Origin of the sequence: Mesorhizobium sp. M0040 (assembly GCF_040323505.1) — a bacterium.
Taxonomy (GTDB): Bacteria; Pseudomonadota; Alphaproteobacteria; order Rhizobiales; family Rhizobiaceae; genus Mesorhizobium.
On the sequence record NZ_JAMYVA010000062.1, the window covers coordinates 1 to 25,693 of the forward strand.

Consider the following 25,693-nt stretch of genomic DNA (forward strand, 5'->3'; position numbering starts at 1 on the left):
CCCGAGGCACAAATCCCCATAGGCAATCGCCTGCGGCCCGCGGGTTCCTGCATCAGAGACTTTCGTACGCCTGACGGCACCCGAAACCCTTCAGCAATGTCGGTCATCTGGCTCGCGTTCTTTGATCCCCCGAAGCGGACGCAGCGGCATGCGTCGCCAGGATAGTAATTGCGGACGCAGCTGTCACTGGTTCAGGCAAGGCGGCAAGTAGACGACCAAGGTCAGTCCGGAATACCGGCACGGCGCAGGAGCGTGACAATCTAATCGAGTACCTCCGCCTCCCTGTAGGGCTCCTAGCGACGAAAGACTTTGAGTGTGAAGCGCGGATGGGCTTGGGGCATTACCGCGATCGTCTCCGCGGCCGCATCAGGCTGGCCATCGGCCAGCCTGGCAAGTCGCAACATAAAACTGAGGAAATGAAGGTGTTTGGTACGCATCGGCGCCCTGAGCGTGAGGGCCACCAGCGCTCGTGGCCCACTTCAAGGGTCGTTTGCAGCCCATGACTTCTGCTGGGCCGCATACGGTCGGCCGTCACTCCGGCAACCCCGCGAACCGCATCTGCTTGATCCAGCGGTTGAGGCTTCCGGGTGCGGTCCAAATCTTGTCCCACTCCCTGCGTTCTTTACTGATGGATTCACTGGGAGTGTTCTGGAGGAAAACCGCAAGCGCTTCCTTTGCCTCTCGCTTGTTTCCTAGACAAGCGTGGATCCCCGCAAGCATGCGCTGTGCGCCGCTCGGGATCCTGGACATTTTCCGCATCGCAGCCAGCGCCGCCCCACAATCATTCTTTTCCCAGAGCGCCCAGCCCATCTGCCAGTGGAACCAGTTAGGGTGGAAGGGATCGATGCCTTTGGCCTGCTCGATCCGATCGATCGCTTCGTCGGCGCGGCCAACATACAGCAGCACGTTCGTACTCATGACGAGGATATGCGAGTTGCTCGGGTTCAAGGCGATCGCCTGATCGTACTGGGCAAGGGCCTGCTCGACCTCTCCGGCTTCGGTGTGGATGCTGGCGCGGACCTCATGCGCTTCAGCGTCATCAGGAGCGAGCAGGATGGCGTTGTCGGCGTATTCGGCAGCGAGTTTCAACGCCTCGTTCCGGTTGTGTTCCTGCGCGTGCCACCCGAATACCGCGTCATTGCGATAGTACCAGGCCAGCCCGATATAGCCGAACTGGGAGTTCGGATCCTCTTCGATCGCCTTGAGGCTGAACTGCCTTAACAGCTCGTTCCCCTCGGCTGAGATATCCTCTCCGATCTTGGCCCTCCCCATCAGGTAATAGCGGAGCGCGCTGACCTGCGCGGCATCGCTCTGTGGCAACGGTCGCTCGATCCTTATTCCGACCCGATCCGCAAGCGTGCGGATGATTTCCTCCTGGACGACGAAAAGATCGCCAATCTCTCGGTTGTAGGAGTTGGCCCAGACATGTGATCCGTCATGCGCATTCAGCAACTGGGCGGACACTTTCAGCCGGTCTCCGATCTTCTGCTGGCTGCCTTCGAGCAGGTAGTCGACGCCGAGTTCATCTCCAATCTGTCTGGCGTCGATCGGCTTACCGCGGTACCTGAAGCTCGAGTTCCGGGCGATGACGGCATAAGTCTTGCTCCGCGCCAGCTCGGTGATGATCCCCTCGGCAACGGCATCGCTGAGATATCCCTTGTCCACACCGGCACTGAAGTCGTCGAAGGGAAGGATCCCAATCCTGGGCATGTCGCTCGAACGAACGGGAGCGGCTCGCCAGGCTTCCGCGCCGTAGTATGCGCCGATCGCTGCCACAAGGAGAGCGAGTGCAGCAAGAATGAAGCCGCGCTGCGAGAATCGTGTCCTGGCACGTTCCGTGCCGGCTGCGGCGTTTGGGTCCGCCGCGTCCGATAGATCGGCGTTCAGTCGGTAGCCTCTCTTTGGGACGGTTTCCACCATCACGTGCGCGTCGTCCCCCAACGCGCGGCGGATATCGGCAATGCATTGAGTGAGGCTGTCGTCGGTCACGAAGGTCTCGGGCCAAACCGCCTGCATCAGCGCATCCTTGGAGACGATTTCGCCCGGTCGCGCCGCGAGCACCGAGAGCACCTCGGCGGACTGGCTGCGAAGATTGACCGCTTTGCCTTCGACGGTTCGGAGTTCTTTGCTTTTGGTCAGGAAGACGAAACCGCGGAAGGTGATCGTTTCAGCAGATTTCAGGTCAATTTCAGGAGCCGTTCGGGACATTTCACCTTCCTGGCGCGCTTCCTAGTTTAGCCCATTCGGCCTTCGCCTCCAAGCGATCCCAGCAGCACCGGATGAACAGAGGACGGCATGAATCGCACCAAGCTCATCATCGCTCTGGCTCTTCTCTTGGCAGTGCCAACGGCTGCGAAAGCAGATCCTCAATCTCTAAATGCAACCGCGCATGTAATTTCTCTTGTATTTGTCGATGGCCGCATCGATGAACGCCGAGAACAAAAATCTTTCGACACGATCAAAACCTGCCTCGCATGGAAGCACCAGGGGGAATTTCTTCCGCCGCAACCGGGTTCTTTTGCTTCTTTCGCGTACTGTGAGCTGACTAACGTTGGTCCTACTCGGACGGCCAGTATCTTCCAACTTACCCAGGAGGGTCAGTGAGGGCGACCCTCGATCGCCCCTGCCGCGCCGCCCGACGACGGCGACCCCGACGAACCGGACGACTTCCGCCCGCCGTGCCCGTGCTGCGGCGGCCGCATCATCGTCATCGAGCTGTTTGAACGGTGGAGGCAACCGCGCGGACCACCACACGGCTCCCGGTCGACCGGGAGCAGCACGCCATGACCCGGCATGGAATGGTTCAGCCTTCAGCTGCAGGCACTCAGCCTCCGGCAACGGATCGACGCACGTCCATGATGATCCTCGATGCTGAAGAGGTCGCGTCCAGCTGCCGACCAAGCCGACAACACCGCGCGGGGGCGCAACGAAGCGGTCTGTCCGCATTCACCCCAGCGCTTCCCGACGGCGGTCGCGCCATCGCCGACATCTGCCGAAATCCGAAATCCCCATAGCCATCGTCTGCGGCCCGCGGGTTCCTTCCTCGGGGACTTTCGTACGCCTGCCGGCGCCCGATACTCTTCACGTGAGCCGAACGGCGGCTTTAACTGGTCCCGCCGCAATAACCGGACGGACAGCAAACGGCCCCGTGCCGCAGGCAAGATCGGCGAAGACGAAGCGTCCCGGCCCCTCGGCCCTCGGACTCCATGCAGCAGGCCATAGGGCCTCGCGATGGGCCATATAGTTGGCTTCGATGACTTTCTGGTTGGCCGCCAGCCCGTTGGCGAACAACTCGTGATCGGATGCCATTTGCCGCTCGGGCTTGGAAAGTTGACGTTCTCCCGCCCAATCCCATCCAATTGCCGGGCGCGTAGGTAACGCGGATACTTCACCACTCCGAAATCACATGACACGCAGCCGCCGTCTCTGTCTAATCTTTGAACTTAAACATTTCATTGGAAAATAGCCGCAACCATCTTTCATCTTGCCGCGTATGGTCCGATCATCTGCCGGTGCAAGTTTGAGGACATGGAATGAAGAAGGTCGCAGCTCTCCTGGTACTTTCCCTCGTTACCATGCTGCCCGCCGTGGCAGCCGCGCAGTCCTACGTGCCGGAGCTTGGGCCATCGCCGCCGCAGGATGCTATGCAGCTGTATCCCGGCGGTGTCGAGAAGGCGCTGGCCGCGCTGCCGGACATCGTCAAGAAAGTCAAGGAAGTATCCGACGTTCCCGGCTGCGCCGTGGCGGTGGTGCATGGCGGCAAAATGATCTTTGACGAGGGCTATGGCCTTCGTGACAACCGGGACGACACTTCTAAGGTCAGCAGCACCACCATTTTCCAGGTCGCCTCGGTGTCGAAGTCGATCTCGGCCACGGTGGCCGCGATCGCCATGACGAAGGACCACAGCTTCGACTGGGATACCCCGGTCGGCAAGGTCTGGGACGGCTTTCGCCTCAATCTCGACTATGTCTCGGGCAACGCCACCATCGGCGATTTCTTCGCCCATCGCTCGGGTCTGCCGATGGCGGCGGGCGACGAACTCGAGGATCTCGGCTTCCAGCGCAAGCAGATCGTCGGGAGCCTGTGGATGGTGCCGCTTGATCCCTTCCGCATCTCCTATCACTACGCCAATTTCGGCACGACGATCGGCGCCGAGGCAGTGGCCCACGCCGAGAAACAGCCTTGGGAGCCGCTGGCCAAGAGCCTGTTGTTCGATCCGCTCGGCATGCGCTCCAGCAGCTATCGGCACGAGGACTTCATTGCCGCCGGCAAGAACCGCGCCCTGCTGCATGCGCGCGTGGCGGAGAATGTGTTCGAGCCGCTCTATGACCGCGACCCCGACCAGCAGGCGCCGGCGGGCGGCGTCTCCTCCAGCGTCCAGGATCTTGCCAAGTGGATGATCCTGCTGCTTGGCGACGGCACCTATAACGGTCAGCCCATGATCGACCCGAAGATCCTGCAGCCCGCCATCACACCGCAGAGCGTGACCTACCGCGGCGAGACGCCCGATACGCGGGCCAGCTCCTATGGCTATGGCTTCAATGTGGGGGTGAACGCCAATGGGCGCACCACCATGGGCCATTCCGGCGCTTTCCTGCTCGGCGCCGGCACCACCTTCCAGATCTTGCCCTCGGCCGATGTCGGCATCGTCGTGCTCACCAACGGCTCCCCCGTCGGCGCCGCCGAGGCGGTCGCCGCCAGCTTCATGGACATCGTGCAATATGGCCAGGTCACCCGCGACTGGTATCCCTACATCAAGCCGCGGTTCATGGCCTATTACAAGCCGGTGGGCGACCTCGCCGGCAAGGACAAGCCGACGAACCCCGCCAAGGCGCGCAGTCCATCCTTCTACGAGGGCCAATATACGAGCAACTATTTCGACACCGCCACCGTGCGGGCCGATGGCGACAAGCTGATGCTCGAACTCGGCCCCAAGCCCATGCAGTTCACGCTCGAACACTGGGACGGCGATACCTACGCCCTCACGCCCCGCGGAGAGAACGCGCCGACCGGCTCGCTGTCATCGGTGAAGTTCGTCGGTTCCCCCGGCGGCATTCGCGCGCGAGTGATGACGGTGGACTATCTCAATGAGAACGGGTTGGGGCATTTTCAGAGGTAGGGGTGGGGGCGTCGGGTGCTCCATACACCCTATGCCGTCGAAAAGGCGAACCGGCCGTCTGCAAGGTGATGCCTGAGATGGCGGATTTGTGACGGTTCGCTTCCGGGCGTGGAAATCAGGAAGCCGGCATTTGCTAGGGAGCTTCCGACAAGCTACGTCGGCTTTGGCCAGCCGCTGATCCGAAGCAGACCGACGGCTCGAGGCCCAGAAACAGACCTTTGCCGAGCGGCGATCAGCTTGGCGCGATAACCTTACCCCTCCTTCGCTTTTCGGCGGCAGACATCGGCCTGCGCGAGGTGGGGCGTTCACTTGGAGGCGACTCCGGCGACGGCGAGTTTTGTTCCGTTCCGCCAAAGGGGGTTTGCTGGTGTGGATCTTGTTTTGGGGTATTCTCTTCGTTGAAGGATGGGCCTAGTCGACTTCGATTGCGGTCGCTTTAGCTCGGCCGCTCCGCTCGGGAGGAGCCTCTGATTGCGATGGCGCGCTTTGCCCACCTTGCCCTTCTCGCCTTTGGATTGTTGCCTGGAATTGCGCTGGCTGGGAAGCTTTTCGTCCCGAGCTGGATCAAAAACGATCCGGCAGCGAAGACGGTGGCTATCGAGATTGTCGCCGATTGGAACCAAGTCGAGCGGTACCGCAGGGACAACATCCGGACCGACATTATCGACTTCAACGGCTACTGGGACGGCAATCTCACGATCATCGTGCCAGAAGAACGGTCGGTCCAGATCGAGTTCATCAATGGCACGGTCTGATGGTGACCAGGGTTTATGCTCGGTCAGAGATGCCAGTGAAGTTGGAGGCTGAGGATGCGATTTGGGGGGCGTACACCGCGCCGCTAGAGGGGATCAAAATTAATGAGAGGAGACAACTCAACTTTGTTGCCCAGCAGGCGGGGAACTATTTCCTCGCCTGTCCGAGACAAACGCACCTGATGGACGGACACTGGATCGGTTTCGAGGTGAGAGGCAATCTTGAGCGGGCCGTGGCAATCGTCCATGAAGACAAGTTTCCGCAGGAGCAGCCACCAGGACGCCCTTAGCGTTGCGCGAGCAACCAGCGCTATGGCTTCGTCGTGGAGATCATTGCAAATCCATGGCGGCTTACCTTGAAACTCGAAAGTCTGGCCGCGCCCGACCGGTTTAGAACTGCCCCCGGTTGCCAAGCCACCAGGTCCAAGCTGAAGCATCCAAACAAGCCTTTGGCGCAGCCGGAGCATCGGCGAGGGCTAATTTGGGCCTAGTGTCGAAGCTCGGTGGAGCCGCCTTCCAAGCTTGATCCACAAGTCGCCTGTTGGCGCAGATGAGCCTACTTGGGCCGCTCCCGTGTGCGACCACTTTCCGCCCGATCGAGACTTAGAGCGCTCCCACGCGGAATAGTCCGAGCCGATGCGCCCGCCGGCTCGGTCGTGCCATTTCAAGACCCCGCGGTGCTTTTCCAGAGCGACTTTCGCCTATCGGAAGGAGTCGGGCGGATTCTCCCATAGCCGACAGTCCGCGTCCGGCCCCAATCAAGTCGTTTCGTAACCGGCAGCCGCTTGCGGGTAAGGTCCTGATAGGCGAAACTGATTGGAACCGGGAGGGTTTGCCACCTCGCCTCCGAGGTTGGCCGCCGACAGAGTGCTCCGAAATGGACCGCAAGCTCGCCGCCATCCTTGCTGCTGACGTTGTCGGATACTCTGCCATGATGGAGCGCGACGAGGCGGGTACGCATGAACGGGTGCGCGCCGATCATAAGGAACTTTTCGAACCGACAGTAGCGCGTCATCATGGCACTATCTTCAAGCTGATGGGCGACGGCCTGCTGGCGGAGTTTTCTTCTGTCGTCGAGGCGATGGAATGCGCGGTTTGGCTGCAACGTGGGCTGGCCGAGCGAAACGCATCGTTGCCGAAAGACCAGCGCGTGGAAGTGCGCATCGGCGTCAATCTTGGCGAGGTGATTGTCGAGGGTGACGATCGGTTTGGCGAGGGCGTAAATATCGCGGCGCGACTAGAACAACTTGCCGAGCCTGGCGGCATCTGGGTGTCTGCAAAGGTCGCGCGCGAGGTTGAGAAGAAGCTGGCTTTCGGCTTTCAGTCGATGGGCCCGCAGAAGGTCAAGAATATCTCGGAGCCGGTGGAGGCCTATCGTGTCACGATCGGCGGCAAGGCTAGGCCCAGGCGCGCGAGCCGCAACCGCTCGCGGCTGCCAGCCGTGGCGAGCTTCCTGGTGCTGGTCTTAGCAGTCACAGCGGTCCTGGCGTGGTGGCAGTTCTATGGAACAAAGCGCGAGATAGACCAGGGTGGTATCCCGACCGTTGCGGTTCTGCCGTTCAAGAACATGAGCGGCGACCCGAAGCTGGAGTATTTCAGCGACGGCATGACAGACAATTTGATCTCGATGCTGGCAGGCGTCACCGAACTTAAGGTGCTCTCGCGTAGCTCTACCTTTGTCTACAAGGACAAGCCAACCGATGTCCGCCAGATCGGCCAACAGTTGAACGCGGCCTACGTGATCGAGGGCGGCATCTGGAAGGAGACGGAGCGGGTGCGGATCACCGCGCAGCTGATCGACGCGCGCACAGGCGAAAATCTCTGGGCGGAAAAGTTCGATCGCTCGGGAAGCGATCCGCTTATGATGCAGGACGAGGCGATCGAACGCATCATTGGCACGCTCGGAGGTCAGCGCGGAAAAATGTACGACAGCGAATACAAGAAGGTCTGGGAAAAGGACACGCCGGATCTCGAAGAGTACGACTTCTTCCTTCGCTCCAATTTCTTCTTCGGGCAGTTCACGCCCGAGAGCCTGGTGAAGGCGACGGACATAATTCTTGAGGGCCTGGCCAAATTTCCCGACTCGTCGCTGTTATCGTGCGGACTGGCTTGGGATCACGTCTTGGCGGCCAACCTCGGCTTTGACGAAAAGCCTGACGAACATTGGCGCATGGCGTCCGAACTGGAAGCAAAGGTTCTTCCGCGGGCCAACCTCGGACCCGACGCAAGAAAAAGCTGTTTGTGGTCAAACGTCTACGTCAGCGCTCATGAGGGCAACTTCGATCTGTCTCTGCGCAGGGCCGACGAGGTGATTGCGCTTTCGCCCGGAGACGCGTTTCTCATCGGCGACCTTTCATCAGCAGCCCGCTTCAGCGGCCTGACAGACAAGGCCATTGAGCGAGCAGAATACGGGCTCAGGAACGATCCAAACTTCGCCGATTACTATCTCGTGATGAAGGCAAATGCCCTAACGGATATCGAAAAGTACGCCGAATCTGCTGCACTGATCACGAAGGCGTCAGACTTCCTGATCACCGTTCCGCTGCTACGTGCCATCAACGATGTCCATCTTGGAAAAACTGACGATGCACGCAGTGAAGTCCTCAAGGCGCTTGCCATGCAGCCGTGGCTTAAGGCCACGCGGTGGCGCGATATGACGTTCCATATCAATTCTGCAGTGATTGATCGACAGGTAGCCGACCTCGTCGCTGCGGGACTGCCAACGAAGTAGTTTCGGTTGGAAGCCGGAGTACAGGCGTGCAGTATCCTTCCCCGCGTCGTTAGTTGCTTTCAGGATGCACCGATTTGAATGTCAGCTTTGGACCCTCCGCAGCTGAAAAGCTGCCAGTCCGCGTCCAGCCCCGAAACGGTCATTCCGGATGACAGGTTGCGTGAAGCGGTCCGCGTGGTGCTGGGTGGCGCAAGAAGGATGGTTCAGTCGAAGAAGCCTGCATCCTCTTCCCGGAGATACTTCCTGCCTGCTTCGGCGTCGATATCGAGGCCCAGCCCCGGCGCTTGCAGCAGGTCCACCATGCTGTCCTTCACGATCTGCGACGGCAGGCCGATTACGAGGTCCTCCCACCAGGGGTCGGAGGCGCTCGGGTATTCGAAGGCAATGAAGTTGGCGGGCAGGGTGGCGCAGACATTGATCAGCGCGCCGAGGCCGAGAAGGCCGTTCGCGGTGCCGTGCGGTGCCATCAGGATCGAGTGCATACAGGCGTGCTCGGCGACCCATTTGAGCTCGGCAATGCCGCCAATATCGGCCGGATCGGGGCCGATGACGCGCACCGCCTGCGTTTCGATCAGCTCCTTGAAATTGTGCCGCAGGTATATCTGCTCGCCGGTATGAATTGGCGTCGAGGTTGAGGTGGTCAGTTCCCGATAGGCCTGCGGATTGACCCACGGCACATAGTCGCCGGTCAGCATGTCCTCGAGCCACATCAAATTGTACTTCTCGACCGCGCGAGCGAACTTGATTGCATCGGGCAGCATCCAGCCCGGGCCGCAGTCGAGCGCCAGGCTGACCTTGTCGCCCAGCACTTCCTTCATCGCGATCACGCAGTCGAGCATGTGGTTGAAACCGCGCTCGCTGATGACGCCCTGATCCATGGCACCGTGGTAGCCAGCCTTATTCTGCTTCACGCCGTAATGGAAGTCCTCGATGGTGTCCTTCATGTTGGAGTGGAACGAGATCCCTTGCTTGATCATGAAGAAATTCTGCGGCTGCTCCATCATCCATTTGACGTCAGCGGCGTAATCCTCCGGCCGGTCGCCGGTGCGTTTCTGGCGGATCGAGCCGTTATAGACGCGCACCTTGTCACGCACCTTGCCGCCGAGCAGTTTGTAGGCCGGCACGCCTGCAGCCTTGCCGGCAATGTCCCACAGCGCATGCTCGATGGCACTTACCGCCGCGCCATAGGGCTTGAAAGAGCCGCGTTGGCGGATCTTCAGCATCACCCGCTCGACGTCGGTAGGGTCCTCGCCGATCAGCGCCTCACGGAAATGCAGCACCCAAGGCTTGAGATAGGTCTTGGTGAACTCGACTTCGCCAAGGCCATAGAGGCCCTCGTCGGTAACGATGCGGACGATGGGATGTTTGCCGATGACGGCGCAGCGGAGATCGGTGATCTTCATCTTCGGTTCCTTTCGCCTCAGCTCCAGGTACGGTCCCAGGAATACTCGTTGTCCCAGTGATCCGTGGGCTGCCAGATGCCGGTGACACCCGGCTGCAGATGTTGCGAGATCACCTCGTCGACGACGTCGTCAATCCCCAGGCCAGGTTTGTCCGGAACAGTAATAAAGCCGTCCTTCACGAGCGGCTTGGGAACGCCGGTGACGATATCGTCCCACCAGTCGACATCGGCAGAGTGGTATTCGAGCGCCATGAAGTTTTCGGTCGCGGTCGCGACATGTGCCGCGGCCATTGCGGCGATCGGACTTTCGGCCATATGGATGGCCATTGCGACGCCGTGGTCCTGGGCCATGTCGCCGATCTTCTTGGTCTCGAGGATGCCCCCGCTGGTGAGCAGGTCCGGGTGGATAATGGAGAGGCCGCCGCTCTTGAGCAGAGGCTCGAAGCCTTCCTTAAGGTAGATGTCCTCGCCGGTGCAGATCGGCACCGTGGTGGCGGCCTGCAGTTGCCGGAACTGCTCGGTGTACTGCCATGGGATCACATCCTCGAGCCAGGCCGGCACGTATTTTTCAATCCGCCTGGCGAGCCGAATGCCGTCCTGCAGCGAGATGTGGCCGACATGGTCAATGGCGAGCGGAATATCCATGCCGATAACATCGCGAACCTCGGCAATGTACTGTTCAAGCAGGTCGAGGCCCTTGTCGGAAAAGTGGAGGCCGGTAAACGGATGGGGGACGTTATGCAAATCGTAAGCGGCATTGCGGGCGCGCCGCTCGTCCATGGTCTTGACCGGGCCGCGGCCGGGATGGATGCGGTACGCTTCAAGTGAACCGGCAGGGGAGACGACCGCACCGGGTACATCCGCGATCTGCATCAGCCCCAGATCCATCTTGAGGAAGGTGAAGCCGAGCGCCATGCGCTGCTTGAGGCGCTTGCCGGTCTCGGTGCCGCTCGGCACGGTAGCGTCGGTGTCGCAATAGACGCGCACCTTCTCCCGAAACCGGCCGCCGAGCATCTGGTAGATGGGAACGCCATAGGCCTTGCCGGCGAGATCCCACAACGCGATCTCGACCGCCGAGACGCCGCCGCCTTGCCGGCCGTGGCCACCGAACTGCTTGATCCGGCGAAACAGGCGGTCGATGTCGCAAGGGTTCTCGCCAAGCAGCCGGCTCTTCAGCATCAGCGCGTAAGTGGCACTGGCGCCGTCGCGCACCTCGCCAAGCCCGACGATGCCCTGGTTGGTGTAAATCTTGAGCAGGGTTGAGGTGAACGGCGCGCCGACGATTTCGGCTACCCGCATGTCGGTGATGCGAAGCTGGGATGGCTTGGAGTTCGCGTTCACCCGATTGAGCGCTTCGTCGGCGCCACTTGTCTTTGCCATGACTTATCCTCATTTTCGGCTTGTCGCCCCGCCACCTGGGCCGGCATAGAGTGTTGCTAGCCCAGCTCAATCTCGTGGGCCTGCAGGTAGTCGCGGTCCATCTCAATACCGAGACCAGGCTTCGACGTCAGCTTGAGGCTGCCGTTCGAAATGTCGAGTGGTCTGTCGATCAGGTGATCGTATTTGCCCAGGTTCCACTCCGATGTTTCGAGTTTGTAGAAGTTGGGAACGGTCATCATCACCTGCGCTCCCGCAACCACGTTGATCGGTCCCGCGGCGTCATGGGGCGAGACCGGCACGTAGTAGGCTTCGCACAGCGCAGAAATCTTCTTGAGTTCGGTAATGCCGCCGGTCCAGGTAACGTCGGGCATGATGTAGTCGGCGAGCCTGTTCTCGAGTACCGGCACGAAATCCCATTTCGTGTGGCCGCGCTCGCCCCACGAGATGGCGGTATTGACCTTCTCACGTACCTGCTTGAGGGCGTTAAGGCTCTCGGGCGGGCAGGGCTCCTCAAACCAGTCGATCTGGCCGGCCTCCTCGAGGCTCCGACAGAGGCGAATGGCGGTGGGGACATCGAAGCGGCCGTGCGCATCGATGAGAATGTCGACATCGGGTCCTGCCGTTTCGCGGATCAGAGCCGTGAGTTCGGCGGCTTCGCGCTCGTCCTTGCGAGTCATGCTGCCATCGAGGTAGCCGTCTCGCTGTTCGCGGGGCAGGCCATCGGCGCTGCGGCCCTGGTGGGGGTAGGGATCGAACTTGAGCGCAGTGTGTCCGGACTCGACAATGTCTAGAATTTCGCGGACCACAGCCTCCTTGCTGGTGAATTTGGCCTGGTTGGGATGGGTGTAGAGCGCGATTTCATCGCGTACCGGCCCGCCAAGCAGCTCGTAAATCGGCTTGCCGAGGACTTTGCCCCGGATGTCCCAGAGGGCAATATCGATGGCGCTCACGCATTCGACGGCGGCGCCGCGGCTTCCCATGTAGGTGAAGCTGCGGAAGATCTTGTGCCAGAGATGCTCGATACGCGCCGGATCCTCGCCTGTCACGGCGACGCCGATCTGCCGCAGGATCGTGCAGAGAGCGCGGTTGGCGAGCCTTGTCGTGGTGGTGATCTCTCCCCAGCCACTCACTCCCTCGTCGGTCGTCACTTCGACGAACAGGAACTCTCCCCAGTAGGAAGCATCGGACTTGATCAGCCACGGCCGAATGCTCGTGATTTTCATCTCAACTACCTTTGCCTGAAAATGGTCAGCTAACGATGTTCTGGACTGGACATTCTATCCGGCCCGAGCGGCGTTGCGCGCTCGCATCTGTTCGAGAATATGCCGGCCCGAACCCTCGACATGGCGGGAAACGAGTTCGGCCGCCTTGTCGGCCTCTCCCGCCTTCACAAGCGCGATGAGTTCGCGGTGCTCGCGCATGATCGCGGCACGTCGCGCCAGCGTGAAATTGAAACGACGGCTCACGGCTCGCAGCACTTCGCGATGCTTCCACCAAAGCTCGGCTGCGTGGCGGTTGTAGTGCCGCTGGTACATCACGGTGTGGAAAGCGGTATCCAGCTCACTATGCCTGAATGTGTCGGCGAAATTGTTCTCTTCGATCAGGCCTTGGAGACGTTCGAGTTCGGCGATGTCCTCGCCGGTCGCCATATTCACAAACCATCGTGTCAGGGCTGGCTCGATCAGAACACCGATCTCGTAGATATCTCGGACAAAATCTTGATCAATGGGTCGGACGCGCGCCCCGCGGTTGGCGACAAAGGTGACAAACCCTTCGCCGCGCAACAACTGCAGGGCCTCGCGCACAGGATTGGTCGAAGTGCCGTGACGCCGGGCGAGATCGGTGACGACAAGCCGTTCGTTGGCGGCGAGCCGTCCCTCGATGATATCTTCCCTGATCAATTCATAAAGCGAGGCGCCCTCGCTGGAGGCCCCGATGGGATCGGTCCCCACCGGTGGCATCGCTTTGAAATCGCTTATTTCGGCCAAGGCCGGCTCCCCAATTTAATACATACCTTGCCCGATATCACACACGGCTTTCGCAAACAATGTACGATTCTGCGCGTTGACAGGCAATCCATGATCTGAAAACGTACCAAGTGATCGAGAGGATACACTGAGTTAAAAGAGGCATCCTCGCGATCGAAACGAGCAAGGACCGCTTTAGGGCGGCATGGGAGAACCAGGGAGGATACCTATGACGAGAATTGCGCTCGGCAGTGCCGTCCTGCGCGGCACTGTCGCCACTGCTTTGATGGCATCCCTGACGTCACTTCGGCGCTGGGTGCGCCACCGGTCGACCTGAGCAAGTGGTCGCCGGAATATGTGCGCTCCATCGCCGGCACACAGGACTTTGACACGGCTGCCGATTGCGCCAAGGTTACCCCGCTCGACTACAAGGGGCGACTGACTTTCTGGTATCAGGGCGTGTTCGAGGGCGACCCCGACCTCCTGCGCCAGTACTACAAGGATTTCTTCGAGACCTTCCGCAAAACCTATCCGAACATCCAGCTCGAGGAACAAGCCCTCACCTATAACGACCTTCTCGACAAGTTCCGCACGGCGCTCCTGGGCAATGCCGCGCCGATGGCGGTCCGCCTGCAAATCCTGGGTGGTACCGAGTTCGCCTCAAAGGGCTATCTGCAGCCGCTCAAGCCCGAGGATGTGGGGTATTCGACCGAGGATTTCTGGCCCGGCGCCATGAAGGCCGTGACCTGGGAGGGCGTGACCTACGGCATTCCGACCAACAACGAGACGATGGCGTTCATCTGGAACGCCGACATCTTCAAGCGTGCGGGCCTCGATCCGGACAAGGCTCCGGCAACCTGGGAAGATGTCGTCAAATATTCCAAGCAGATCCACGACAAGCTCGGCATTGCCGGCTACGGCCTCGTGGCTCGCAAGAATGCCGGCAATACGCCGTACCGCTTCATGCCGCAGCTGTGGGCCTATGGCGGCGGCGTCTTCGACGAAGCGACGCCGAACCCGACCTATGAGCAGGTCCAGCTCGATAGCCCGCAAAGCAAGGCAGCGCTGCAAGCCTCCTACGACATGTATGTTCGCGACAAGTCGGTTCCGGTTTCGGCACTCACTAACCAGCAGGCCGATAATCAGCCCCTGTTCGTCGCTGGCCAGCTCGGCATGATGATCTCGCACCCGTCCGATTACAATGTCATGCTCGACCTGCAGAAAAAGGCGACGGGCACCGACAAGGACAAGGCGCAGACCGTCATCGACAACATGCGCTACGGCCTGATCCCGACTGGTCCCGACGGCAAGCGCGCCGTCGTGTTCGGCGGCTCGAACATTCACATCCTGAAACCCGAATATGTCGAGGGCGGCAAGGTAGACGAGCCGGCTGCGAAAGCTATCATCTGCATGTGGACGAGCCCTGAATGGTCGCTGAAGATGGCCTACGCCGGATCAAACCCGGGCAACCTCAACGGCTTCAAGACCAAGTGGATGAAGGAACGTCTGGACAACATCAAGTTCCTCGACGTCACCACCTCGATGCTGCCATACGGCATCCCGTTCCCAGCTCTGCCGCAGGCCCCCGAGATCATGAACATCATCATCCCGGACATGCTGCAGAATGCCCTGACCGGAGCGATGACCGTCGACGAGGCAGCGGACGACGCGGCCAAGAAGGTAAAAGACCTGATGGGCGGACTCTAGTCCAGGCCGGACCTACGACTGACGGCTGCGCCGCTGGCGCAGCCGCCTCGTTCCGAAGAAAAAGGGCACGCCACAAGTGACGATCGTGACCGGCAAGGCCGAGGCTCGCCGAAGATTGCAACCCGGTTGGTCCGGCGCGCTGCGGAAGATCTGGGAGCATCGCGCGGACTACGCGTACGTGCTCCCGGCGATCGCCGTGATGCTCATCGTCATCGCCTATCCGATCTACTACACGGTCGAGCTGTCGTTCTTTAAGACACCGCCTGGCCTGCAACTCCGCGACAAGACCTTCATCGGCTTCGACAACTACACGACGATCCTCACCAGTCAGGTGTTCTGGAAGGTCACCTGGAACACACTGATCTGGACGCTGGGGTCCACTTTCATCTCCTTTGTCCTGGGGTTTGCCACTGCGCTGGCGCTCCACCGCGACTTCATCGGCCGTGGTGTCCTGCGCGCCGTCCTGATCATCCCTTGGGTCATCAGCGCCGTCGCTGCCTCCTACATCTGGAAGTGGATCTACCATTCGGACTTCGGGATCATCGGCGCGGTGCTGGTCGGCCTCGGATTGGCCGCCCAGCCGCCGAATTTCATCGACAATGTCAGCACGGTGCTGCCCTCCCTAATCGTCGTCAATATCTGGCGCGAGTTTCCGTTTGCCATGATCATGATGATGGCCGGCCTGCAGACAGTCCCCGACCAATTGCTGCGTGCCGCAAAAGTCGATGGTGCCAATGCATGGCAGCGCTTTTGGCACGTCACCTTCCCGCACTTGCGCAACGTCTCGGTGGTGACGATGCTGCTGCTCGCGGTGGCCAACTTCAATTCCTTCATCATCCCCTGGATCATGACGGGCGGCGGGCCGTCGAACGCATCGCATATCTGGATAACCCACATTTATGAGCTCGCCTTCGGACGGCAGCGCTGGGGCGTGGCATCGGCTTATTCGGTGCTCCTGTTCCTCACGCTGATGACGCTGGGCTACTTCTACGTCCGTGCGTTAAGCGGCAACGAGCGGAAAGAGGGGAGCGCATGAGCACGATTGCCGAGACAGCCCCTCGAGCCCAGACCCGTCGCCGCATGCGCGTCGACGGATGGCGGTGGGCCGGGCGCATATTCCTCGTGTTCATGCTGCTTTATACCGCGTTGCCGATGATCTGGATGCTGATCACCTCGATCAAGTCCGGATTCGCGGCGACGCAATTCCCGCCGCAATGGTGGCCGGACGAACCTACCCTCGCCAGCTATCAGAAACTGCTCGATCCGCAGAACAGCGTCGGCCAGGACTTCCTCCGCTTCTTCTGGAACAGCCTTTTCGTGTCGACCGTCACGACAATCCTTTCGGTGATCGTGGCTGTCCCAGCGGCCTACGCGTTTTCGCGCTTCAGTTTCCCCGGCCGGAATTTCCTGTTCTTTGCCGTGCTGCTGCGCAATATGTTCCCGGCGGTGATCTTTCTCGTACCGCTCTTCATCCTGATGCGCGCGATCGGTCTGATAAACACGCATGGCTCACTGATACTCACCTATCTCACCTTTGGCCTGCCGCTGGCGATCTGGCTGCTCAAGGGCTTTTACGACAATATCCCGGTGCAGCTTGAGCAGGCGGCGCGCATCGATGGCGCAACACGGTTCCAGGCCTTCATCATGATCGTGATGCCGCTCTCGACGCCGGGGATCATCGCCACCGCAATCTATTCCTTCATCGGCGCGTGGAACGAGTACATCTACGCCTACACCTTCCTCTCCAAGAACGAGCAGTTGACCCTGCCGGTCGGCATCCAACGCTTCTTCTCGGAAAATACGACGGACTTTCCGGGCCTGATGGCGGCCAGCTTCATGATGAGTGTGCCCGTCGTGGTGCTGTTCCTGGTCCTGCAACGATACTTCGTACGCGCCCTTACAGAAGGCGCGGTCAAGCACTAGGGAGTTGCCGATGGCCCACGTGGTCCTCCAAGATCTCGTCAAGAGCTATGGCAGCTTCAAAGCTGTCAACCACGTCTCGCTGACGGTCAATGACGGCGAGTTCGTTGCGCTCGTCGGCCCTTCAGGCTGCGGCAAGACAACCACGCTCAACCTCGTCGCGGGGCTGACCCCGATCACAGCGGGCGACATCATCATCGGCGAGCGCGTGGTCAACGACCTCGACCCCAAGGACCGGGACATCGCAATGGTGTTCCAGAACTACGCGCTCTACCCACAGAAATCGGTCTACAAGAACCTGGCGTTCCCGCTTCAGATGCGCAAACTCCCCAGGGACGAGATCGACAAGAAGGTCAAGGAAGCGGCGCGAGTGCTCGACATGACGCACCTGCTCGAGCGCAAGCCGCGCGAACTTTCGGGCGGGCAGCAGCAGCGTGTGGCCCTTGGCCGTGCCCTCGTTCGCGACCCCGCCGTGTTCCTCATGGACGAGCCACTGTCTAACCTCGATGCCAAACTGCGCGTGCAGATGCGGTCGGAGATCAAGCGTTTCCACCAGGACCTCAAGGCGACGATCATCTATGTGACGCACGACCAGCTCGAAGCCGTGACCATGGCTGACAAGATGGCGGTGATGAATGGCGGCTACCTGCAGCAATACGATTCACCGGCGCAGGTCTTTGCCCATCCGGTGAACATGTTCGTCGCCAGCTTCATCGGCAGCCCGGCGATGAGCCTTATTCCGCTGCAGGCATCGACGGCAAACGGCAACACGGTGTTGACCGGCGCCGAGGGCTGGCGCCTTGAGCTCTCGCCGCGCAATGCCCAGAAGGTGGCGAAAGCGACGACCCGGAAAGTCGTGCTCGGCGCACGTCACTCGACGATCAAGCTCCACAAGAGCGCGGTGCCAGGCAGCGTCCCGGCCAAGGCCTATACGGTGGAGCCGACCGGAGACGTCACCTTCGTTCAGGCGTTCCTGTCCGGCGCCATCGTCAACGTCAGCGTGCCGCCAAACATTGCCGTCGCGCCCGACGAGCAGATCTGGCTCGAGTTCGACCAGGAGCGGATGCATCTGTTCGATGGCGAAACTGAAATGGCCCTCAAGGCCAACTGAGATAGAGCGAATGCGCGTGCAACGTGGGCGTGGATGACTGAGAAACTTAAGATCACCGCGATCAAGCCCTATCCGGTGTGGGTAGGAACGCGCAACCAGATGCTCGTCAAGGTCGAGACCGACCAGGGCATCTTCGGCTGGGGTGAGAGCGGCTTGAGCGGTCGCGAGAGGGCCGTGGCAGGCGCGGTCGAGCACTATCGCGAGTTTCTCATCGGCCGCGACCCGATGCAGATCGGGCGGATCTGGCAGGAGATTTACCGCAGCCAGTACTTCGAAGGCGGGCGAGTCCTTCAGGCGGCGATTTCCGCCATCGACATCGCCCTTCACGACATCAAGGGCAAGGCGCTGGGCGTGCCGGTCTACGAGCTGCTGGGCGGCAAGCAGCGCGACCGCATTCCCACCTTTGCCTCGACCGGCGACGAGGCCGAGGGCGACGTTGCCATCGAACGGGCCCGCGAACTTCGCGCGCAGGGGTGGCAGGCGATCCGCTTCTTCCCCTTCGGGCAAAACAGCAAGGACATCTTCGAGCCGCGCGAGTCCATCGGCGCTACCGCGGGTATGCTGAACAAGGCGCGCGAGGCGCTGGGCGACGACGTGGTCCTCGGCCTCGACTATCATCATCGGCTGTCGGTGGCAGAGGCGGCGAGCTTCTGCAACAAGCTCGGCCGCGGCGTGCTTGATTTCCTCGAGGAGCCGATACGGGCCGAGACGCCGGAGGCCTATGAATCGCTGCGCACGATGACCGACATCCCCTTTGCCATCGGCGAGGAATTTGCCAGCAAGTGGCAGTTCCTGCCCTACATCGAGCGCGGCATCCATCAGCTCAACCGGATCGATGTTTGCAATGTCGGCGGGCTCACCGAGGCGATGAAAATCGCTGGCTGGAGCGAGGCGCATTATGTGGACCTGATGCCGCACAATCCGCTTGGTCCAGTGTGCACGGCCGCGACCGTGCATCTCGCTGCCGCGGTACCCAACTTCGCGTGGCTCGAGACCAGGGCACCCGAAACAAAGCTGGGCTTCGACAATTCCGACTTCTTCCCCGTGCAACCACGGCTCGACGGGACCGATTATCCGGTCGGCGATCTGCCGGGGCTCGGCGTCGAGGTCAACGAAGTTGCGGTCCAGGCGCAGAGTTTGCGTTTCTGGGAAGCGCCTCACCTTAAGCGCCGCGACGGTTCTGTTACGAACTGGTAGTTCCATTCAATCGGAGTCCACAATGACGCATACTTCCGACATCGCGCGGCCGCCTAAAGACCTGATCGACGCGCTAAGGGAGATCGGCGCCGCGACGGTAGCCGGCACGCTTGGCCACATGGGCTTCCGCAATCCGCACATGGTCGGTCCGGTGGCGCAAAACCGCGGGAAGTCGATCGTCGGGCCGGCGTTGACGCTGCAGTTCCTGCCGCAGCGGCCGGACCTCTTCACCGAAGGAGAGTACGCCGATCCGGAGACGCAACTGCACCGGCACGTGCTCTATCACGCGCAGGAGGGCGATGTGGTCGTGGTCGACGCGCGCGGCGACATGAGCTCGGGCGTCTTCGGGGATATGATGTCGACGTATTTCAAGGGCAGGGGCGGGGCGGGTATCGTCATCGATGGGTGCATGCGCGACCGGCCCAATGTCGAAAAGCTCGACCTGCCCCTATGGCTGCGCGGCTGGACGCCAAACTATCATGTGCAGACCAGCATCTATCCCAATGCCGTCAACGTTCCGATTGCCTGCGGCGGTGTCACGGTGATCCCCGGCGACATCATCGTCGCCGACGACGACGGGGTGGTGGTGCTTCCCGTCGCAATGGCCCCGAAGGTGATCGAAGAATCACAAAAGCATCATGATTGGGAGGAATTCTCACGAGTGAAGCTCATGGAGGGCGGCCCGTTGCAACGCTACTATCCGCTGCATGACGATGCCCGCGGGGAGTACGAGGAATGGCGCAAAGCAAATCGCCTGGAGAACCCGAGTTAGTCAGCAGGCCTTGGCGATCAGTTCTTCCAGGCAATCGGCAGCCCCGGTCCCCGGCACGCCGAGATCTCTGACACTGTCCATGTGGTTGCGGTTCGGGAGCACATGCGACGTTACCAACGATCCCTGCCGCAGCAAGCTTGCTTTGAATCGATCGGCTTGCTGATGGAAGGGTGGCGTCTCATTGGCTCCGACCAGAACCGCCGCCTTGGTTTGAGGATCATGCCGACAGGCGAGCGGCGTGAACATGGCGACTTCCTCGTCGGTTATTCCAATCTCGTTGGCGAGAAAGGAATCCTGGAGCGGCTTCAAATCGTAGAGCCCGCTCAACAGAAGGGCTGCCCTTACATTCGAGGGGGTGTGCGCCCCATCGAACAGGAACGTTGCAAGATGGGCTCCAGCCGAATGACCACTGACGGTCAGGGCCGCCGGGCTTCCGCCATGATCGGCGATGTTGGCCAGGACCCACTGCTTGGCCCGGCGCACCTGGTCGACGATCCTCGCCATTCGGACCTTGGGCATCAGAGCATAATCAAGGATGACGGCAATGGCCCCGGCCTGGGTAATCGTCGTCGCCATATATGAATAGTCGCGCTTGGAGAACATTCTCCAGTAGCCGCCATGGACAAAGATGTGCACCGGAAGCGCCGTTCTTTTGCCCGCGGGAAAGAACAGGTCCATGGTCTCGGTCGGATCCGGTCCGTAGGCCACGTCAGCGGTCATCGCAATGGTGGCGCGGGCGACCTCGCTGCGATCAACGAAGTCCTGCACGATTTCGTCAAAATCCGCGACGTGGTCGCGGATGCGAAAGGGATCGCCTTGCATTCTTCTGCTCACATGCTGATGGCGAGGTATTTCGCCTCCATGAATTCCGCAATGCCGTGATGCTGCCCTCCCTCGCGGCCGAGCCCGCTCTGCTTGACGCCGCCGAAGGGGGCTGCCGGATCGGACATCAGCCCGCGGTTGAGAGCAATCATCCCGGCCTCGATCCGCGAGGCCACCCGCATGCCGCGCGCCAGATCGCGCGTGTAGATGTAGGCAGCAAGCCCATATTCGGTGTCATTGGCGCGCGCGATGACCTCGGACTCCGTTTCGAAGCTGGAGATTGGCGCCACCGGCCCGAATATCTCCTCATGCGCCATCTTTGCGTCGCCCGGCACGTCGCGAAGCACTGTCGGAGGGTAGAAGAAACCACGTCCGGACAGGACTGAGCCGCCGCACAAGACCCGCGCGCCGCGTGTGACCGCGTCGACGACAAGGCGGTCTATCTTCTCGACCGCCTTTTTCGTGATCATGGGCCCGCATTCCGTGTCCGGGTCGGTGCCGGCGCCGACCTTGAGCGAAGACATCCGCTTCTCGAGGCCCTCGGAGAAGGCTTCGTAGATGCCAGATTGGACGTAGAGGCGGTTTGCGGCCGTGCAGGCCTCGCCGGCGTTGCGCATCTTGGCCACCATTGCGCCATCGAGCGCCGCTTCGAGATCGGCGTCGTCGAACACAATGAACGGTGCGTTGCCGCCGAGTTCCATGGAACATGAGATCACATGCCTGGCAGCCTCTGCCAGCAGAGCGCGACCCACACCCGTCGAACCGGTGAAGGAGAGTTTGCGCACCCGCGGATCGGCCAGCATGGCGGCTGTCAAAGGCCCGGGACTGGAGGTTGTCAGGACGTTGACCACCCCTGGTGGAACGCCCGCGTCCTGGTAGAGCGCGGCCAGCGAGTAGGCGGTAAGCGGGGTCTCACTGGCCGGCTTCAGGATCACCGTGCATCCAGCGGCAAGTGCCGGCGCGATCTTGCGCGTCGCCATCGCGGCAGGAAAATTCCAGGGCGTGATCAGGATGCATATGCCGATCGGTTCGTAGTCGACCACAATGCGATTGGTGCCGGAAGGCGCAGTACCGAATTCACCGGTAATGCGAACCGCCTCCTCGGCATTCCAACGGAAAAATTCCGCCGCGTAAGCGATCTCGCCTCGGGCATCCCGCAGGGCCTTGCCGTTTTCCAATGCGATGAGAGTAGCCAGTGCCTCCGATCGTTCCGTCATCAGCTCAAAGCAGCGTCTGAGGATCTCGGAACGCTTTCGCGGCGACGTTGTCCGCCAGCCGTGGGCTGCTTTGGCAGCGGCGTCAACGGCGGCGGCCGCGTCCTCCAAGGTCGCATCGGGTACGGCCGCGATGATGGCTTCCGTCGACGGATCAATGACCGGAATTACCCTGCCATCCGCGGACTGCCGCCATTGGCCGCCAATATACAGCCGGTGCGAAATTGTGTGGAAGTCGCTGACGCCCTGATCATCCGACAGAACCTGTGAAAACGTGTTCATCTCTATATTCCCGATTGTTACATGATGCTGGCGAGGTCGCCATCAAAGGCCGCCTGGACCAGGTGTCGCATGGTCCGCAAATCGAATGGACGCGGGTTGTTCTTGATGAGGCGTTCGATACCGATCGCTTGTTCCGCCGTCCAATCGAGCTTATCGGCGGGCAGCCCCAGCTCGGCTAACGAGGAGGTGATCCCGATTGCCCCAAACAGCCGGCTGACTTCGGCAATGGTCGCGTCGGCCAACTCGTCGGGCGTCCGGCCTTTACCATCGAGGCAGAGCGCGTTGGCGATCTCGGCCATCTCGGTCGCTGCGGCTGTTTTGTTGTACTTCATGACGTACGGCAACATGGTGGCAACGCCCAATCCGTGAGCGGTGTGGGTTATCGCGCCGACCGGATATTGCACGGCGTGCGCTGCCGCTGTGCCGGCCGTTCCGAACGCACAGCCGGCGGCCAGTGCACCCATCATCACGTCGGCCCGGGCGTCCTCGTCAGAGGGCTGGCGGTATGCCGTTTCAAGGCTTCGGCCAAGCAGCTTGATCGCCAGCAGGGCGAAATGATCGGTCAAAGCGGTTTTGCCGATAAAGACATGTTTCTGCGGAAGGCCGGGATCGGTCCCACGCCTGGCGGCGGTGAAGGCCTCGATTGCATGCGTCAGTGCATCGGCGCCTGCCATTGCCGTCAATCCCGGTGGGCATGTCATCGTCAGTTCAGGATCGCAGATGGCCGCGGCCGCGATCAGATGCGGGCTGGAGATGCCGACCTTCAGCGTGCGATCCGGATCCGAGATCACGGCAACCGGGGTGACTTCAGAGCCGGTGCCGGCTGTCGTCGGCACCGCGATCAGCGGCAGCGTCGGGCCGGGCACCTTGAACTCTCCGTAGTAATCCTGGAGCTGACCGCCGTGGCTGATGAGCAGCGCGGCGCATTTGGCCATGTCGAGACAGCTGCCGCCGCCAATGCCGATCACCATGTCGGGCGTGAACTTCCGTGCTTCCTCGACGCAGACGGCAACGGTGTCCCGGGGGACGTCGGGTAGCACACGGTCATGCACCAGTACGTCTATCGAGGCGGCTCGCAGCCCCGTGACAATCTCTGCGAACGGGCCCGTTGCGGCAAAACGTTCATCGGTGCAGACGAGTGCGCGACGCCCGAGCCTCGCCGCGACGACCGGAATGACGTGGCGTTGGCCCTTCCCGAAGAGGATTTCGCGCGGCAGCCTTAGGGCAGCGAAAAGGCTCATGACCTGCATCCTGTGATGATGACTGGATTGGAATGCGAGATGGCGTTCAACTCGGCCCAAAGACCGGGTTCGATGTAAAACGCGTCTCGCAACGCGGTTGCGTATCGACGTGCCGAACCATCGCCCGCAACGCTGGCGGTCCGTTCAGCAGGTGAGGAAGCACGGGCTGCCAGGGCGGCACGCTGTTCCAGCAGGGCCACTGCAAATTCGATTGCTTTGTCTCCTAGCTGCCGCAAATGATATCCTCTATAAAATCGTATAGGATATAGGATTGCATTAGCCGGAGCATCGTGTTAGCAACTCAATGTGTCAAGAGGCAAAACATGCAGGCCATGAACTTACCCAGTCTAGACGAAGCGAACCTCGCCAGCGGGCGTATCCAGCGCTCCAGCAGCCTGGTTGAGGACGTCTACGAAGCGATCTTTGCGCAACTCATGTCCCTGAAGATTGCGCCGGGCTCGCGCATCACCGTCGACAGCCTGGTCAAGGAATTCAACGTATCCCACACGCCGATCCGCGAGGCGCTCGGCCGGCTCGAAGGCGAAGGCCTGGTGCTGAAGACGCATCTGATCGGTTACCGCGCTGCGCCGCAGATTACGAAACGACGGTTCGATGAACTGTACGAGCTTCGCCTGCTGCTCGAGCCTCATGGTGCGGCCAAGGCAGCGGCGCTCATGGACGAGGTAAAGCTCGCACAGCTTCAGACATCGGCCGGCGTCATGGCGCGCCGTGAGGGCAAGGACGAGCGCCTGCGGTATTCCAACTTCGCCCGCCAGGATGCCATTTTCCATGACAAGGTCATGGAATTCGCCAACAACGAACTCGTGCGCGAGACACTGGCGCACCAGCATACCCACTTCCACATATTCCGCCTGATGTTCCATTCGCGCGTCACCGAGGAGGCGCTTGACGAGCATGAGGCCATCCTGGCCGCTTTCGCTGCGGCCGATCCTGCCGCTGCCGAGCAGGCGATGCGTCGCCATATCGAGCATTCCCGCGACCGTTTGTTGTTGGCGTTCGACTGAGACTGTCCCGATGTCCCCGTACCCGCCGTTGACGGTCATCACGCAGGCCAGTGCCAACGAAGACTACTTCCCCGATTCACCCTTCTAGAAACTCAACCTACCAGGCGAGTACAGGTCTCGCCCGGCCGTTGTCACAGGAAAGGAAGTACCATGCCAGGCAAAAAGATCCTGATGCTGACCGGTGAATTCACCGAGGAATACGAAATCTTCGTCTACCAGCAGGCGATGGAAGCGGTGGGCCACACCGTCCACGTCGTGTGCCCAGACAAAAGCGCCGGAGACCTGATCAAAACATCGCTGCACGATTTCGAGGGCGATCAAACCTACACCGAAAAGCTCGGCCACTATGCGCTGATCAACAAGACCTTCTCCGACGCTGAGAGGCAGCTGGAGCAATACCACGCCGTTTACTGCGCGGGCGGTCGTGGCCCCGAATACATCCGCACCGACAAGCGCGTGCAGGCGATGGTGCGCCACTTCCACGAAACCAAGAAGCCGATTTTCACGATCTGCCACGGCGTGCAGATCCTGATTGCGGTCGACGGCGTCGTGCGTGGCAAGAAGGTCGGCGCGCTGGCGGCGTGCGAGCCCGAAGTGACGCTTGCGGGCGGCACCTATATCGACCTGTCTCCAACGGAGGCATATGTGGATGGGACGATGGTTTCGGCAAAAGGCTGGACGGCGCTTGCTGCGTTCATCCGCGAATGCCTGAAGGTGCTGGGAACGGAAATCCGCCACGCTTAGACCTTCTTCCGACGCATCTCAAAGGGGTGCGTCGGTTACTATATGATGCGTGATGTTTGATGCGCGCCAAGGAGGGCGATATGAGAACTACACTGGCGATCGATGACGATGTCCTGGTCGCGGCCAAGGCCATGGCCCGGCAGCAGGATCGCAGCCTCGGCGAGGTCATCACCGATCTCGCCCGGCGCTCGCTGCGCCGGCCACAAGCCGGCGGCGAGCGCAACGGGATTCCTCTATTGTCGCCTCGGCCGGATGCACCTCCTGTCACGCTTGAGACTGTCAATGCCTTGCGTGACGAGTTGCTGT

At 60.9% G+C, this 25,693-nt stretch carries 21 protein-coding genes and 2 pseudogenes; 14 read left to right on the forward strand and 9 right to left on the reverse strand.

The features are described from left to right. Nucleotides 1-531: 531 nt before the first annotated feature. The gene (locus tag NKJ91_RS29795) at nucleotides 532-2,208 is read right to left on the reverse strand and encodes a winged helix-turn-helix domain-containing tetratricopeptide repeat protein (RefSeq protein WP_352458383.1); all 1,677 of its coding nucleotides are present in this window, start codon (nucleotides 2,206-2,208) and stop codon (nucleotides 532-534) included. Between the two features lie 87 nt (nucleotides 2,209-2,295). On the opposite strand from NKJ91_RS29795, the gene NKJ91_RS29800 reads away from it, so the two are divergent. Beyond that, nucleotides 2,296-2,604 carry a hypothetical protein gene (locus tag NKJ91_RS29800; RefSeq protein ID WP_352458384.1) on the forward strand — a complete coding sequence of 103 codons (309 nt, stop codon included), beginning with the start codon at nucleotides 2,296-2,298 and terminating at the stop codon, nucleotides 2,602-2,604. Nucleotides 2,605-2,625: 21 nt separating this feature from the next. Continuing rightward, nucleotides 2,626-2,787: pseudogene (locus tag NKJ91_RS33930) on the forward strand (IS91 family transposase); the annotation flags it as partial. Nucleotides 2,788-3,081: 294 nt separating this feature from the next. On the opposite strand, the gene NKJ91_RS29805 reads toward NKJ91_RS33930, so the two are convergent. Then, complete coding sequence (locus tag NKJ91_RS29805; protein WP_352458385.1) at nucleotides 3,082-3,309, reverse strand: hypothetical protein; 228 nt, start codon at nucleotides 3,307-3,309, stop codon at nucleotides 3,082-3,084. A 224-nt stretch (nucleotides 3,310-3,533) separates the two neighbouring features. On the opposite strand from NKJ91_RS29805, the gene NKJ91_RS29810 reads away from it, so the two are divergent. The 3 genes from NKJ91_RS29810 (at nucleotide 3,534) to NKJ91_RS29820 (ending at nucleotide 8,603) form a co-directional block, all read left to right on the forward strand. Next, entirely contained in the window at nucleotides 3,534-5,120 is a 1,587-nt protein-coding gene (locus NKJ91_RS29810; protein WP_352458386.1) for a serine hydrolase, read from the forward strand. Between the two features lie 476 nt (nucleotides 5,121-5,596). After that, the gene (locus NKJ91_RS29815) at nucleotides 5,597-5,875 is read left to right on the forward strand and encodes a hypothetical protein (RefSeq protein WP_352458387.1); all 279 of its coding nucleotides are present in this window, start codon (nucleotides 5,597-5,599) and stop codon (nucleotides 5,873-5,875) included. A gap of 874 nt (nucleotides 5,876-6,749) precedes the next feature. Continuing rightward, nucleotides 6,750-8,603 carry an adenylate/guanylate cyclase domain-containing protein gene (locus tag NKJ91_RS29820; RefSeq protein WP_352458388.1) on the forward strand — a complete coding sequence of 618 codons (1,854 nt, stop codon included), beginning with the start codon at nucleotides 6,750-6,752 and terminating at the stop codon, nucleotides 8,601-8,603. 203 nt (nucleotides 8,604-8,806) lie between these two features. Here the strand turns inward: NKJ91_RS29820 and NKJ91_RS29825 are convergent, their stop codons facing one another. The 4 genes from NKJ91_RS29825 to NKJ91_RS29840 are packed head-to-tail and all read right to left on the reverse strand — an operon-like array spanning nucleotide 8,807 to nucleotide 13,373. Further along, nucleotides 8,807-10,006 (reverse strand): mandelate racemase/muconate lactonizing enzyme family protein, encoded by a 1,200-nt coding sequence (locus tag NKJ91_RS29825; protein ID WP_352458389.1) that lies wholly within the window; start codon nucleotides 10,004-10,006, stop codon nucleotides 8,807-8,809. Between the two features lie 17 nt (nucleotides 10,007-10,023). Then, the gene (locus NKJ91_RS29830; protein ID WP_352458390.1) at nucleotides 10,024-11,385 is read right to left on the reverse strand and encodes a mandelate racemase/muconate lactonizing enzyme family protein; all 1,362 of its coding nucleotides are present in this window, start codon (nucleotides 11,383-11,385) and stop codon (nucleotides 10,024-10,026) included. A 56-nt stretch (nucleotides 11,386-11,441) separates the two neighbouring features. Further along, nucleotides 11,442-12,608 carry a mandelate racemase/muconate lactonizing enzyme family protein gene (locus NKJ91_RS29835; RefSeq protein WP_352449172.1) on the reverse strand — a complete coding sequence of 389 codons (1,167 nt, stop codon included), beginning with the start codon at nucleotides 12,606-12,608 and terminating at the stop codon, nucleotides 11,442-11,444. A gap of 54 nt (nucleotides 12,609-12,662) precedes the next feature. Next, a complete protein-coding gene (locus NKJ91_RS29840) occupies nucleotides 12,663-13,373 on the reverse strand; it encodes a GntR family transcriptional regulator (protein ID WP_023679253.1) in 711 nt (236 codons plus the stop codon). Nucleotides 13,374-13,581: 208 nt separating this feature from the next. Here NKJ91_RS29840 and NKJ91_RS29845 point away from each other — a divergent pair. From NKJ91_RS29845 to NKJ91_RS29870, 6 genes and pseudogenes are all read left to right on the forward strand, one after another. Next, nucleotides 13,582-15,059: pseudogene (locus NKJ91_RS29845) on the forward strand (ABC transporter substrate-binding protein). A gap of 76 nt (nucleotides 15,060-15,135) precedes the next feature. Then, entirely contained in the window at nucleotides 15,136-16,095 is a 960-nt protein-coding gene (locus NKJ91_RS29850; RefSeq protein WP_352449170.1) for a carbohydrate ABC transporter permease, read from the forward strand. Beyond that, nucleotides 16,092-16,982, forward strand: a complete 891-nt coding sequence (locus NKJ91_RS29855) for a carbohydrate ABC transporter permease (RefSeq protein WP_023679256.1) — start codon at nucleotides 16,092-16,094, stop codon at nucleotides 16,980-16,982. Before NKJ91_RS29850 ends, NKJ91_RS29855 begins: the two co-directional genes overlap by 4 nt. Before the next feature lie 10 nt (nucleotides 16,983-16,992). Next, nucleotides 16,993-18,090 (forward strand): ABC transporter ATP-binding protein, encoded by a 1,098-nt coding sequence (locus NKJ91_RS29860; protein WP_352458391.1) that lies wholly within the window; start codon nucleotides 16,993-16,995, stop codon nucleotides 18,088-18,090. A 33-nt stretch (nucleotides 18,091-18,123) separates the two neighbouring features. Beyond that, entirely contained in the window at nucleotides 18,124-19,287 is a 1,164-nt protein-coding gene (locus NKJ91_RS29865) for a mandelate racemase/muconate lactonizing enzyme family protein (protein ID WP_352458392.1), read from the forward strand. 22 nt (nucleotides 19,288-19,309) lie between these two features. Beyond that, nucleotides 19,310-20,059 (forward strand): ribonuclease activity regulator RraA, encoded by a 750-nt coding sequence (locus NKJ91_RS29870; protein ID WP_352458393.1) that lies wholly within the window; start codon nucleotides 19,310-19,312, stop codon nucleotides 20,057-20,059. Here NKJ91_RS29870 and NKJ91_RS29875 read toward each other — a convergent pair whose 3' ends face one another. From NKJ91_RS29875 to NKJ91_RS29885, 3 genes are read right to left on the reverse strand one after another with little or no spacing between them, the layout of a single operon-like run. After that, nucleotides 20,060-20,881 (reverse strand): alpha/beta hydrolase, encoded by an 822-nt coding sequence (locus NKJ91_RS29875; protein ID WP_352458394.1) that lies wholly within the window; start codon nucleotides 20,879-20,881, stop codon nucleotides 20,060-20,062. A gap of 8 nt (nucleotides 20,882-20,889) precedes the next feature. Continuing rightward, nucleotides 20,890-22,377, reverse strand: coding sequence for an NAD-dependent succinate-semialdehyde dehydrogenase (locus NKJ91_RS29880; RefSeq protein ID WP_352458395.1), 1,488 nt, complete (start codon nucleotides 22,375-22,377; stop codon nucleotides 20,890-20,892). A 17-nt stretch (nucleotides 22,378-22,394) separates the two neighbouring features. Beyond that, nucleotides 22,395-23,618 carry an iron-containing alcohol dehydrogenase gene (locus NKJ91_RS29885; RefSeq protein ID WP_352458396.1) on the reverse strand — a complete coding sequence of 408 codons (1,224 nt, stop codon included), beginning with the start codon at nucleotides 23,616-23,618 and terminating at the stop codon, nucleotides 22,395-22,397. Between the two features lie 332 nt (nucleotides 23,619-23,950). On the opposite strand from NKJ91_RS29885, the gene NKJ91_RS29890 reads away from it, so the two are divergent. From NKJ91_RS29890 to NKJ91_RS29900, 3 genes are all read left to right on the forward strand, one after another. Beyond that, nucleotides 23,951-24,643: a GntR family transcriptional regulator gene (locus tag NKJ91_RS29890; protein ID WP_502903647.1), complete on the forward strand. Its 693-nt coding sequence runs from the start codon at nucleotides 23,951-23,953 to the stop codon at nucleotides 24,641-24,643. Between the two features lie 150 nt (nucleotides 24,644-24,793). Further along, nucleotides 24,794-25,387 (forward strand): DJ-1/PfpI family protein, encoded by a 594-nt coding sequence (locus NKJ91_RS29895; RefSeq protein ID WP_352458398.1) that lies wholly within the window; start codon nucleotides 24,794-24,796, stop codon nucleotides 25,385-25,387. 80 nt (nucleotides 25,388-25,467) lie between these two features. Continuing rightward, a partial coding sequence (locus NKJ91_RS29900) for a CopG family transcriptional regulator (protein WP_352458399.1) occupies nucleotides 25,468-25,693 on the forward strand: 226 nt, incomplete at its 3' end.